At 68.3% G+C, this 12737-nt stretch carries 11 protein-coding genes; 10 read left to right on the top strand and 1 reads right to left on the bottom strand.

All coding sequences use genetic code 11. The features are described 5' to 3' along the window. Nucleotides 1–6 precede the first annotated feature (6 nt). A complete protein-coding gene (locus E0H75_RS02955; RefSeq protein ID WP_131511464.1) occupies nt 7–1086 on the bottom strand; it encodes a LacI family DNA-binding transcriptional regulator in 1080 nt (359 codons plus the stop codon). Nucleotides 1087–1311: 225 nt separating this feature from the next. Between E0H75_RS02955 and E0H75_RS02950 the strand changes: the two genes are divergently transcribed. Genes E0H75_RS02950 through E0H75_RS02905 form a run of 10 tightly spaced genes read left to right on the top strand, consistent with a single transcriptional unit; the run spans nt 1312 to nt 12614 of the window. After that, nucleotides 1312–2817, top strand: a complete 1506-nt coding sequence (locus E0H75_RS02950; protein WP_165553414.1) for a sugar ABC transporter ATP-binding protein — start codon at nt 1312–1314, stop codon at nt 2815–2817. After that, complete coding sequence (locus E0H75_RS02945; RefSeq protein WP_131511462.1) at nt 2814–3833, top strand: ABC transporter permease; 1020 nt, start codon at nt 2814–2816, stop codon at nt 3831–3833. The genes E0H75_RS02950 and E0H75_RS02945 overlap by 4 nt, the downstream gene beginning before the upstream one ends. Further along, on the top strand, nt 3823–4800 hold the full coding sequence (locus E0H75_RS02940) for an ABC transporter permease (RefSeq protein ID WP_131511461.1): 978 nt from the start codon (nt 3823–3825) through the stop codon (nt 4798–4800). The genes E0H75_RS02945 and E0H75_RS02940 overlap by 11 nt, the downstream gene beginning before the upstream one ends. A gap of 11 nt (nt 4801–4811) precedes the next feature. Continuing rightward, nucleotides 4812–5879 (top strand): rhamnose ABC transporter substrate-binding protein, encoded by a 1068-nt coding sequence (gene rhaS / locus E0H75_RS02935; RefSeq protein WP_131511460.1) that lies wholly within the window; start codon nt 4812–4814, stop codon nt 5877–5879. Between the two features lie 25 nt (nt 5880–5904). Beyond that, the gene (locus tag E0H75_RS02930; RefSeq protein WP_131511459.1) at nt 5905–6261 is read left to right on the top strand and encodes an L-rhamnose mutarotase; all 357 of its coding nucleotides are present in this window, start codon (nt 5905–5907) and stop codon (nt 6259–6261) included. A gap of 5 nt (nt 6262–6266) precedes the next feature. Beyond that, the gene (gene rhaI, locus E0H75_RS02925) at nt 6267–7430 is read left to right on the top strand and encodes an L-rhamnose isomerase (RefSeq protein WP_131511458.1); all 1164 of its coding nucleotides are present in this window, start codon (nt 6267–6269) and stop codon (nt 7428–7430) included. Beyond that, complete coding sequence (locus tag E0H75_RS02920; protein ID WP_131511457.1) at nt 7427–9466, top strand: bifunctional aldolase/short-chain dehydrogenase; 2040 nt, start codon at nt 7427–7429, stop codon at nt 9464–9466. Before rhaI ends, E0H75_RS02920 begins: the two co-directional genes overlap by 4 nt. Nucleotides 9467–9481: 15 nt before the next feature. Beyond that, nucleotides 9482–10942 carry an L-fucose/L-arabinose isomerase family protein gene (locus tag E0H75_RS02915; protein ID WP_131511456.1) on the top strand — a complete coding sequence of 487 codons (1461 nt, stop codon included), beginning with the start codon at nt 9482–9484 and terminating at the stop codon, nt 10940–10942. Continuing rightward, nucleotides 10939–12366 (top strand): rhamnulokinase, encoded by a 1428-nt coding sequence (locus E0H75_RS02910; protein WP_131511455.1) that lies wholly within the window; start codon nt 10939–10941, stop codon nt 12364–12366. Before E0H75_RS02915 ends, E0H75_RS02910 begins: the two co-directional genes overlap by 4 nt. A gap of 5 nt (nt 12367–12371) precedes the next feature. After that, on the top strand, nt 12372–12614 hold the full coding sequence (locus tag E0H75_RS02905; protein ID WP_131362600.1) for a LuxR C-terminal-related transcriptional regulator: 243 nt from the start codon (nt 12372–12374) through the stop codon (nt 12612–12614). Nucleotides 12615–12737 lie beyond the last annotated feature (123 nt).

Genomic DNA, 12737 nt, shown 5'->3' with positions numbered 1-12737 from the left:
CGGGCCTCAGAGGGTGCCGCGGGTCGAGGTCCGGACGACGAGCTCCGGGGTGAACGTGACCCGCTGGTGCTCGTGGTCCGGGTTCGACGACTCGTCGAGGAGGAGTTCGGCAGCGGTCCGGCCGAGGAGCTGCCGCGGCTGACGCACCGACGTCAGCGGTACGGCGGCCGCCTCGGCGAACTCGATGTCGTCGTACCCGACGATGGCCAGGTCCTCGGGCACGCGCAGGCCGAGGCTGACGCACTGTTGCAGCAATCCCAACGCCAGCAGGTCGTTCGCGCAGAACGCGGCGGTCGGCCGGCGGGCTGCCGGGAGGCCGGCAAGTCGTTGCCCTGCGCCCCTTCCTTCGGCGACGGTGAGCGCACCGGTGGTGAGCTCGATCAGGTTCTCCGGGGGTTTCCCGGCCTTGCGCAGGGCCCGCCGGGCGCCGTCGCGCCGGTCGACGACCTGGCCGATCGTGTTCGGGCCGCCGACGTAGGCGATCCGCTCGTGGCCGAGTTCGAGCAGGTGGGCGATGGCGAGCTCGCCGCCGAGGATGTCATTGACCGCGACCGAGCAGTGCTCGCCGTCGTCGATGTTGCGGTCCACCACGACGACCGGCGTACCGCGGGAGGGGAGTTTGCGCAGGCGGGAGGAGTTCTGGTCGATCGGGGTGATCAGGACGCCCTGGACGCGTTGCTGCTCGAGCAGATCGAGATAGTCGGCCTCGCGGTCGGCGTCCTCGTTGCTGTTGCACAGGAAGACCGAGAGGCCGGCCGCCTGGGCCGCCTCCTCGACGCCCTTGGCCACGTCGGTGAAGAACGGGTTGCCGGCGTCGAGCATCAGGTAGGCGAGGATCCGGCTGCTGCCCGCGCGCAGTTGCCGGGCCGACTCGTTCCGGACGAACCCGAGCGAGGCCATCGCCGCCTCGACCTTGGCCCGGGTCAGCGGGCTGACCACCTCCGGCCGGTTCAGCACATTCGACACGGTCCCCAGCGACACCCCAGCCGCCGCAGCAACTGCCTTCACACCGGCGGTATGGCGCTTGGCGGCCTTCCGCCGCTTGCCGCCTCCTGAAGGCAAGGTTTCGGACGCGCTGTCCGGCATGCGCGACCTCCTGTGTCGTGGTCCTGGGATGGACCGGTTTGAAACGTCTTAGCGGTGGAGCGTACCTGTTCGGGCCGGGGGATCCGCAGCATTCGTCCGGGTCCGGCCGCCGGAGGGCGGCCGAAAAGCGGGCGAGGTCTTGACGCCTCCAGCCGTGCACGCTTACGTTCATGCAATCGTCTTGAAACCTTTCAGCAACTCCACCGCGCCGAGTTGGAGGTGACCATGCCCGACGGCCGCCCGCTGCTCAGTGTGCGCGAGGTGTCGAAGTCCTTCGGCGCGGTCGCCGCCGTCCGGGACGTCTCCTTCGACCTGTACGGCGGTGAGGCGCACGCCCTGGTCGGCGAGAACGGAGCCGGGAAGTCCACGATCGTGAAGATGCTGGCCGGGGTGCATCGTCCGGACAGCGGCACGATCGAACTGGACGGCATCGCGATCGACCTCGGCGGTCCGGCGGATGCGAAGGCGGCCGGGATCGCGGTCATCTACCAGGAGCCGACGCTGTTCCCGGATCTGTCCGTGGCCGAGAACATCGCGATGGGTCGCCAGCCTCTGGGTCGTTTCAAAACCATCGACCGGGCCGCGATGGTCCAGCAGGCGGCGCAGCTGTTCGTCCGGCTCGGCGTGTCGATCGATCCGAACCGGCCGGCCCGTGGCCTGTCGATCGCCGATCAGCAGTTGGTCGAGATCGCCAAGGCGTTGTCCGCGGACGCTCGCGTCGTCGTGATGGACGAGCCGACCGCGGCGCTCAGCGGGGTGGAGGTCGAGCGGCTGTTCGCCGTGGCGCGGTCGCTGCGGGACGACGGTGCCGCGTTGATGTTCATCTCGCACCGGTTCGAGGAGGTCACCGCGCTCTGCGAGCGGGTGACGATCATGCGTGACGGCCGGCACGTCTCCACCGACCTGCTGACCGACGTCACGGTCGACGAGATGGTGCGCAAGATGGTCGGCCGCGACCTCGGTGCGCTGTTCCCCAAGCAGGACGTGACACCCGGCGCGGTCGCCCTGAGCGTCCGTGGTCTGAGCCGCGATCCCGTGTTCCTCGACGTCTCGTTCGACGTACGCGCGGGGGAGATCGTCGCGTTGGCCGGGCTGGTCGGCTCCGGGCGGTCCGAGGTGGTGCAGTCGATCTTCGGCGTCGACCCGCGTGATTCGGGAACGGTCGAGGTCGTCGGAAGGACGCTCAAGCCCGGTTCGCCGAAACAGGCGATGGCCGCCGGTGTTGCGCTGGTCCCGGAGGATCGCCGGCAGCAGGGCCTGCTGATGGAGCTGTCGATCGAGCGGAACGTGACGCTGCCCAGGTCGCGATCGCTGTCGCAGCTCGGTTTCCTGACCGGCGGCCGCGAACGCCGCTCGGCCCGGGAGTGGACGCAACGGCTGAAGACCAAGTACGGAAGGCTTTCCGACGAGGTCGGCACACTGTCCGGCGGTAATCAGCAGAAGGTCGTGCTCGCCAAGTGGCTGGCCACCGATCCGAAGGTGCTGATCGTCGACGAGCCGACTCGTGGCATCGACGTCGGGACCAAGGCCGAGGTCCACCGGCTGATGTCGAGCCTCGCCGCCGAGGGCGTCGCCGTACTGATGGTGTCCTCCGAGCTGCCCGAAGTGCTCGGGATGGCCGATCGCGTACTGGTGATGCGTGAGGGCCGCCTGGTCGCCGAGTTGAGCCGCAGCGACGCCACCGAGGAGTCCGTCATGTTCGCCGCGACCGGGCAGGAGGCGAGGGTATGACGGCTGTCGACCTCCCCGCACCGCGCCGGTCCTCGCTGGATGTCGTCCTGAAGGTCAGAGAGCTCGGTATCGTCATTGCGCTGGCTGTGCTGGTCGCGGTGACGACGATCTCGAACCCGCGGTTCCTGTCCGGTCAGAGCATCCGCGACATTCTGCTCGGCACCGCGATCCTGGCCGTTCTGGCGGTCGGCCAGGCCGTGGTGGTGATCACCCGCAACATCGACCTCTCGGTCGGTTCGGTGCTCGGGCTGAGTGCGTTCACCGTCGGCACGCTGCTGCAGAACAGTCCGCGCCTGCCGGTCATCGTCGTTCTCGTCGTCGGCGCCGCGGTCGGCGCGGTCTGCGGCGTCGTCAACGGTGCGCTCGTCCGCTTCGGCAACGTCCCCGCCCTCGTCGTCACGCTCGGCACGCTGTACGTCGTTCGCGGCATCACGTACTTCTGGGCCGGCGGCAGCCAGATCAACGCCGACGAACTCCCATCCGGCTTCCTCGACTTCGGCAACGCCACTGTGCTGGGGATCCCGTACCTGGTCCTGCTCGCGATCCTGGTGCTCGTCGTGACCGGTGTTGTCCTGCGCAACTACCGGACGGGTCGGGAGTTGTACGCGATGGGCTCCAGCCCGCAAGCCGCACGGCTCGCCGGGATCCCGGTCGGGCGTCGGACGATCGGGGCGTTCGTGGTGAGCGGCGCGTTGGCGGGACTCGCCGGCGTACTGTTCGCCGCCCGGTTCGGGACCATCGACGCGGCGGCCGGCACGGGGTACGAGCTCAACGTGGTCGCTGCTGTGGTCGTCGGTGGAGTGGCGGTGTTCGGTGGCAGCGGGACGGTCTGGGGTGCGGCGCTCGGTGCGTTGCTGCTGACAACGATCGCCAGCTCGCTGGCGGTGCTCGAGATCAACCAGTTCTGGCAGCAGGCGATCGTCGGCGGACTGATCCTGCTCGCGATCGGCGCGGACCGCCTGGTCGCCGTTCGGGTCGCGGCCGGACTGAAGAAGCGGGGCTCCCATGTCAGCTGAGCTCACCGAGGTCCGCGCGGCCCGGTTCCTGAACTGGAACGTCGCGATCATCGCCCTCACCGTGATCGTGCTGATCGTGGCCGCGGCGACCGTGGACAGCTTCGGCACCTCGCAGAACTTCGGCTTCCTGGTCCTGGACTTGCTGCCGATCGCCCTGGTCGCGCTGCCGATGACGCTGGTGATCGTGACCGGTGAGATCGACCTCTCGGTGGCGAGCACGCTCGGCCTGTCCAGTGCGGTGATGGGCTACCTGTGGAACGCGAACCAGCCGATCGAGTCGATCATCCCGCTCTGCCTGCTGCTCGGGGCCGTCCTCGGCGCGGTCAACGGACTCTTCGTGACGGTCCTCGGGCTGCCGTCGCTCGCGGTCACCATCGGCACCCTCGCTCTGTACCGCGGCCTCGCCTTCGTCGTCCTCGGCGACAGCGCGGTCGCCGACTTCCCGGCCGTCTATACCGACTGGGTCACCGGCACCATCGGCGGTACGTCGATCCCGGACGTGCTGATCATCATCGTCGTCCTGGCTGTGGTCTTCGGCGTCGTCCTGCACGCGACGCCGATCGGCCGGGCCGTGTTCGCGGTCGGTGCCGGTGAACAGGCCGCCCGGTTCGCCGGCGTACGTCCGGGCCGGTTGAAGTTCTGGCTGTACGTCGCCAGTGGTCTGATCTCGGGTCTCGCCGGAGTGCTGTGGACGCTGCGCTACTCCAGCGCCCGGGCCGACAACGGCGCCGGTCTCGAGCTGGCCGTGGTGGCCGCGGTCCTGCTCGGCGGCGTCTCGATCTTCGGCGGCAAGGGCGCACTTCCCGGTGTCATCGCCGGCGTCGTGCTGCTGGGGTCGCTGCAGAACGCGCTCCGCCTGTCCGATGTGTCCAACGAGGCCCTGAACGTCGTCACCGGCGTACTGCTCATCGTCTCCGTCCTCGCCCCCAACCTCGCCCGCTCCGTGCTGCAACGGCGCCGCACCTGAAAGGTCGAACCATGTCTCAACGCAAGAACCTGGCGGTGTTGGCCGTCGTCGCACTCACGTTGGCCGCCTGTGGCGGTACGACGAAGTCGAGCACCGAAGGCCAGAACACGGCGGCCCCGGAGACCTCCGCGGGCAAGGCCGATCCGAACGCCCCGCTCAAGGAGGGGCTGAAGATCGCCTACCTGCCGAAGCAGCTGAACAACCCGTACACCGACGTGGAGGTCGGTGGCGGCAAGGTCGCGGTCGGCGAGATCAAAGGCGAGTACAAGCTGGTCGGCCCGAACGACGCCAGCGCGTCGTCGCAGGTCAGCTACATCAACACCCTGATCCAGCAGCAGCAGAACGTGATCGTGGTCGCCGCGAACGACCCGAACGCGGTCTGCCCGTCGCTGAACCAGGCCCGCAAGGCCGGCATCAAGGTGGTCACGTTCGACTCCGACGCGTCGAAGACGTGCCGGGACGCGTTCATCAACCAGGCCACCACCCAGGGCATCGGTGAGAGCCTGGTGAAGATGGCCAGTGAGCTGGCCGGTGGATCCGGCGAGATCGCGATCCTGTCCGCGACCCCGAACGCGACCAACCAGAACTCCTGGATCAAGGTCATGCAGACCGAGCTGGCCAAGCCGGAGAACGCGAAGCTGAAGCTGGTCAAGATTGCCTACGGCAACGACGACGACCAGAAGTCGTTCACCGAGGCACAGGGCCTGCTCCAGTCGTACCCGAACCTCAAGGTGATCGTCTCCCCGACCACGGTCGGCATCGCGGCCGCCTCGCGGTACGTGAGCGCGTCCAGCTACAAGGGCAAGGTCGCCATCACCGGCCTCGGGCTGCCGAACCAGATGCGCCAGTACGTCAAGGACGGCACGGTGAAGAAGTTCGCGCTCTGGAACCCGGCCGACATCGGCTACCTGGCCGCGTACGCCGGCGCCGCCATGAGCTCGGGCCAGATCACCGGCGCCCAGGGCGAGAAGTTCAAGGCTGGGAAGCTCGGCGAGTACACCATCGGCGCCGACGGCGAGATCGTGCTCGGCCCGCCGACCGAGTTCACCGCCGCCAACATCGACCAGTTCAACTTCTGACCGTTCACACTGTGAGGGGCGCTTCATGAATCGCTACTGCTTCTGCCTCCAGGTCCGGCCCGACCGCCTGGACGAGTACGTCGAGCGCCACCGCAACGTCTGGCCGGACATGCAGGCCGCGCTGCGGGACTCCGGCTGGCGCAACTACTCGCTCTTCCTGCGCGACGACGGCCTGCTGATCGGGTACGTCGAGTCCGAGGACCTGGAGGCGGCGCAGAAGGCGATGGCGGCGACCGAGGTGAACACCCGCTGGCAGGCCCAGATGACCGAGTTCTTCACCAGCCAAAAAGAAGGCACAGATGACGGCCGTCCGCCGGACGAGTCGTTCCTGTTGCTGCCCGAGATCTTCCACCTGCCTGCGCTTTCGATTGAAGGGGACTGAGAACCATGACGACCGACGCTGTGAAGGATGCCCTGAGTCGCCAGGAGATCGAGTTGCCCTCGTGGGCGTTCGGGAACTCCGGGACCCGGTTCAAGGTGTTCAGCCAGCCCGGTGTGCCGCGCTCGCCGGAGGAGAAGATCGCCGACGCCGCCGTGGTGCACAAGTACACCGGCGTCGCGCCGAGCGTTGCGCTGCACATCCCGTGGGACAAGGTGGACGACTACGCCCGGCTGTCGGCGTACGCGAAGGAGCAGGGCGTCCGGCTGGGCGCGATCAACAGCAACGTGTTCCAGGACGACGACTACAAGCTCGGCAGCGTCACCAACCCGGACCCCCGGGTACGGCGGAAGGCGACCGACCACTTGCTCGAATGCGTCGACATCATGGACGCGACCGGGTCCCGGGACCTGAAGCTGTGGTTCTCCGACGGCACCAACTACCCGGGCCAGGATGACATCCAGGACCGGCAGGACCGGCTCGCGACCGCGCTGAAGGAGGTGTACGACCGGCTCGGTGAGGACCAGCGGATGCTGCTGGAGTACAAGTTCTTCGAGCCGGCCTTCTACACCACCGACGTGCCGGACTGGGGTACGGCGTACGCGCACTGCCTGGAACTGGGGCCGAAAGCAACAGTCTGCATCGACACCGGGCACCACGCACCGGGGACCAACATCGAGTTCATCGTCGCCTCCCTGCTCCGGACCAAGAAGCTCGGCGCGTTCGACTTCAACAGCCGGTTCTACGCCGACGACGACCTGATGGTCGGGGCGGCGGACCCGTTCCAGCTGTTCCGGATCATGAACGAGATCGTCCGGGGCGACGCGCTCGACCCGGACCGCGGGATCGCGTTCATGCTCGACCAGTGCCACAACATCGAGGAGAAGATCCCCGCGATCATCCGGTCGGTGATGAACGTCCAGGAGGCCACCGCGAAGGCCCTGCTGGTCGACCGCGACGCGCTCCGCGCGGCCCAGACCTCGGGTGACGTGCTGGAGGCGAACGCGGCGCTGATGGATGCCTACAACACCGACGTCCGGCCGATGCTGGCCGAACTGCGCGAGTCGCAGGGCCTGGACGCCGACCCCGTCGCCGCCTACAAGCGCAGCGGGTACTTCGAACAGATCGTCAAGGACCGAGCCGACGGCCAGCAGGCCGGATGGGGAGCATGAGGGTGTCTGAAACCGCGTCCGAACTCGTTGCGCGCAGCAACAGACTCGGTGCCGACGCACGTAACACCAACTACGCGGGTGGAAACACCTCGGCGAAGGGCACGGTGACCGACCCGGTCACGCAGCAGCCCGTCGACCTGCTGTGGGTGAAGGGGTCCGGCGGCGACCTGGGTACGCTCACGCCGGCCGGGCTCGCCGTACTGCGGCTCGACCGGTTGAACTCGCTCGTCGACGTGTACCCCGGTGTCGACCGCGAGGACGAGATGGTCGCGGCGTTCGACTACTGCCTGCACGGCAAGGGTGGCGCGGCACCGTCGATCGACACGGCGATGCACGGCCTGGTGGATTCGCCGCATGTCGACCACCTGCACCCGGACTCCGGGATCGCGCTCGCGACGGCAGCCGACGGCGAGAAGCTGACCGCGGAATGCTTCGGCGATCGAGTGGTCTGGGTGCCGTGGCGGCGGCCCGGGTTCCAGCTCGGTCTCGACATCGCGGCGGTCAAGCGGGAGAACCCGGAGGCGATCGGCTGCGTCCTCGGCGGGCACGGCATCACCGCCTGGGGCAACACCTCGGCCGAGTGCGAGGCCAACTCACTGGAGATCATCCGTACGGCGGAGCGCTTCCTGGCCGAGCGCGGCGTCGCGGAGCCCTTCGGCGCCGTGGTCTCCGGGTTCGAGGCGCTGCCTTCCGAGGAACGACGGTTGCGGGCAGCCGCGCTGGCCCCGGTGATTCGTGGGCTCGCGTCGACCGACAAGCCTCAGGTCGGGCATTTCACCGACTCCGAGGTGGTGCTCGAGTTCCTGTCCCGGGAGAAGCTGGCTCCGCTGGCGGCGCTCGGCACCTCGTGTCCCGACCACTTCCTGCGGACCAAGGTGCGCCCGTTGGTGCTGGACCTGCCTGCCTCCGCCTCGGTGGAAGAGGCAGTGGCCCGGCTGAAGGAGTTGCACGAGGACTACCGGTCCCAGTACGCCGCCTACTACAACCGGCACGCCGAGCCGGACAGTCCGGCAATGCGGGGTGCGGATCCGGCGATCGTGCTCGTGCCCGGGGTCGGCATGTTCAGCTTCGGCAAGGACAAGCAGACCGCGCGGGTGGCGGGCGAGTTCTACGTGAACGCGATCAACGTGATGCGTGGCGCCGAGGCGGTGTCGACGTACGCGCCGATCGACGAGCGGGAGAAGTTCCGGATCGAGTACTGGGCGCTGGAGGAGGCCAAGCTGCAGCGGATGCCCAAGCCGAAGCCGCTGGCGACTCGAGTCGCCTTCGTCACCGGTGGCGGCTCCGGGATCGGCAAGGCGATCGCGCAGCGGCTGGCCGCGGAAGGCGCATGTGTGGTGGTGGCCGACCTGGATCTGGCCGCGGCCGAAGCGGTGGCCAAGGAGATCGGGTCGTCCGACGTCGCGGTTGCCGTCGGCGCTGACGTGTCGTCGGCCGAGGCGGTCGAGGAGGCGCTGCGCGCGGCCGTACTCGCCTTCGGCGGCGTCGATCTGATTGTCAACAATGCCGGATTGTCCATCTCCAAGTCGTTGCTGGAGACGACGGAGAAGGACTGGGACCTGCAGCACGACGTGATGGCGAAGGGATCGTTCCTGGTCTCGCGCGCCGCCGCGAAGGTGCTGATCGACCAGGGCCTCGGCGGCGATCTCGTCTACATTTCCAGCAAGAACGCCGTCTTCGCCGGGCCGAACAACGTCGCGTACGGCGCGGCCAAGGCCGACCAGGCCCACCAGGTCCGGCTGCTCGCCGCGGAACTCGGTCAGTACGGCATCCGCGTCAACGGCGTGAACCCGGACGGCGTCGTCCGCGGATCCGGCATCTTCGCCAAGGGCTGGGGTGCACAGCGGGCCGCGGTGTACGGCGTACCCGAGTCAGAGCTGGGCGCGTACTACGCGCAGCGGACACTGCTGAAGCGCGAGGTGTTGCCTGAGCATGTCGCGGCGGCCGTCTTCGCGCTGGCCGGTGGGGACCTGACTCACACGACCGGTCTGCATGTTCCTGTCGATGCCGGCGTCGCCGCGGCGTTCCTACGGTAGTTCGGGGAGATTGTTATGTGGACGACTGACCCGAGCCGGTCTGTCGACGGCAGCGGAGTACTGCCGTGGGTCGAGCCGCGCAAGACCCGGATCGGACTGGTGGCCGGTGGGCTCGGTGCCTACTGGCCGCAGTTCCCCAACCTGCTGCCGCAGTTGCAGGCGTCCGCGCGGCGGGTGTCCGAGCGGTTCTCGGAGCTGGACTGCGAGGTGATCGACGTCGGGTTCATCTCGGACGCGCAGGAAGGTGCGGCGGCGGCCGAGAAGCTGCGGCTGGCGGACTGCGATCTGATTGTCGGCTTCCTGACGACGTACATGACCGCGTCGATGCTGGTTCCGGTCGCGCAGCGGAGCGGCGCACCGGTGCTGCTGCTGAACCTGCAGCCGACCGAGGCGATGGACCACGCGACGTTCGACACCGGGGCATGGCTCGCGTACTGCGGTGCGTGTCCGCTGCCGGAGATGGCGAACGCGTTCGAGCGGTGTGGGGTCGACTTCCGGTCGGTGTCCGGGTACCTGGAGGACGAGCGTGCGTGGGCTCGGATCAACCGGTGGATCCTGGCGGCCGGCGTACGCGCGGCCTTCCGGCACGGGCGGCACGGTCTGCTCGGGCATCTGTACCCGGGGATGATGGACGTGATCACCGACCCGACGCTGGTGTCCGCGCAGCTCGGCGGGCATGTCGAGATCCTGGAGATCGACGATCTGCGGGTCCGGGTCGAGAAGGTCAGTGCCGCGGAGACCGAAGAGCGGATGAAGGTCGCGCGGGAGATCTTCACGCTGGACGATTCGGTGGACGAGGACGACTTCCGGTGGGGCGCGACCGTCTCGGTCGCGCTCGATCGGCTGGTCGAAGACTTCTCCCTGACCTCGCTGGCCTACTACCACCGCGGGCTCGACGGCGAGCTGCACGAACGGGTCGCGGCCGGCATGATCCTGGGTGCTTCGTTGCTGACGGCAAGGGGTGTGCCGGCGGCCGGTGAGTACGAGTTGCGGACGTCGCTGGCGATGCTGGTGATGGACAAGCTCGGTGCCGGCGGCTCGTTCACCGAGCTGCAGGCGTTGAACTTCACCGACAACGTGGTCGAGATGGGGCACGACGGCCCGGCGCACCTCGCGATCTCTGCGCGGAAGCCGTTGCTGCGCGGGCTCGGGGTCTACCACGGCAAGCGGGGCTGGGGCGTGTCCGTCGAGTTCGACGTGAAGCACGGTCCGGTGACTGCCTGCGGGCTCGGGCAGCGGCGGGACGGTACGTTCAAGCTGATCGCGTCCGAGGGGATCGTCGTACCTGGGCCGCTGCTGCAGATCGGGAACACGACGTCGCGGGTCGACTTCGGATGCGACCCGGGTGAGTGGACCGACGCATGGTCCGCGTCCGGGGTCGCGCACCACTGGGCGCTCGGGACCGGTCACAAGGCGAAGGACCTGGCCGCGGTCGCCGACCTCCTCCACCTCGACCTGACCGTCGTTTCCCCATGAAGCGAGTCGCAGCGGTGGATCTGGGCGCGTCCAGCGGGCGCGTGATGGTCGGCGTGGTCGGTTCCTCGCAGTTGGAGCTGACCGAGATCAACCGCTTCTGGAACGGTCCGGTCACCGTGGGCGGCACGCTGTACTGGGACATCCTCCACCTCTACCGTTCCATGCTCGACGGACTCCGCGCGGCGGGTCCCGTCGACGGCATAGGCATCGACTCCTGGGCCGTCGACTACGGCCTCCTCGACGCCTCGGGCCGCCTCCTCAGCAACCCGATGCACTACCGAGACTCCCGCACCGACGGCGTGATGGACCAAGTCCTCGCGAAGGTGTCCACCGCCGAACTGTATGGAATTACGGGCCTCCAGCAACTACCGTTCAACACCATCTATCAGCTGGCCGCCGAGTCGGGCGGCTTGCTTCGGCAGGCGTCGACGCTGTTGATGATTCCGGACCTGCTGGGCTATTGGTTGACCGGGCAGATCGGGGCTGAGCGAACGAACGCCTCGACCACGCAGCTGTACGACGTACGGGCTCGGGCGTGGAGTGAACTGTTGGCCGCGCGGGTTGGTGTGCCGTTGGGGTTGCTGCCGAAGTTGCGGGAACCCGGGGATCTTGTCGGGACGGTGTTGCCCGAGACCGGGCTGGCGGACGGTACGCCGGTTGTTGCGGTGGGGTCGCATGACACTGCTTCTTCGGTGGTGGCTGTGCCGGCGGGGGATGAGCGGTTCGCGTACATCTCGTCGGGGACCTGGTCGTTGGTGGGGCTCGAGTTGGAGCAGCCGGTGCTGACGGACGAGGCGCGCGAGGCGAACTTCACCAACGAGGGTGGGGTCGACGGGCGGATCCGGTTCCTGCGCAACGTGATGGGGCTGTGGATCCTGCAGGAGTGCCAGCGCGTCTGGGAAGACGACGACCTCGAGGGACTGCTGCGGGATGCGGCCGGCGCACCGGCGTTCGCCGTACTGATCGATCCGGACGCTCCGGAGTTCCTTGCTCCAGGCAATATGCCGGCGCGGATCGACGAACACTGCCGGGCGACCGGGCAGGAGCCGCCACGTTCGCGGGGGGCTGCGGTCCGCTGTGTGCTGGAGAGTCTCGCGCTCGCCTACCGCCGGACGTTGCGGGAAGCGCAAACGATCGCGGACCGGCCGGTCGACGTACTGCATGTCATCGGGGGCGGTTCGCAGAACGAGTTGCTCTGTCAGTTGACCGCTGACGCTTGTGGGTTGCCTGTGCTCGCCGGGCCGGTCGAGGCGTCCGCGCTGGGCAACGTTCTGGTTCAGGCTCGCGCACTGGGCGAGCCGTTGCCGGACCTGGGTGCGATGCGCGCCCTGGTCCGTTCCACCCATCGTCTGCGGCGCTACGAGCCGCAGGGAAAACCGGCCGACTGGGACGCCGCCGAGTCCCGGCTATTCGGAGCTAGGTGATCCGTATGACCGTCCTCCCCCAGGAACTCCGCCCTCTCACCCGCCGCGTGCCACCGCGCGAGATCAGTCACGACGACCTGCAACTCCTTCGCCTGCTCGCCACCGGCCTCCCGGTCGACTCCGTGGCGCGCCGGCTCGATCTGTCCGAACGAACGGTCCGCCGCCGTACTCGAACCGTCTGCGACCGGCTCGGCTTCGGCACCGCGATCGAGGCGATCGTCTGGGCCGCTCGCCGCGGTCTGGTCTGAGTTCGACCCGGACCTGCGCCACTCACCAAGCACGTGCACTCTGTCCGCCTGACGCTCGGTTGCCCTCCTCAGTCGAGCGTTTGCGGCGCTTGGTGAGTGGGGCAGGTCCGCCCACGTTAGGCG

Origin of the sequence: Kribbella capetownensis, assembly GCF_004331485.1 — a bacterium.
GTDB lineage: Bacteria > Actinomycetota > Actinomycetes > Propionibacteriales > Kribbellaceae > Kribbella > Kribbella capetownensis.
The sequence above is the reverse complement of the archived record's forward strand: the minus strand, read 5'-3'. Positions and strand labels throughout refer to the sequence as shown.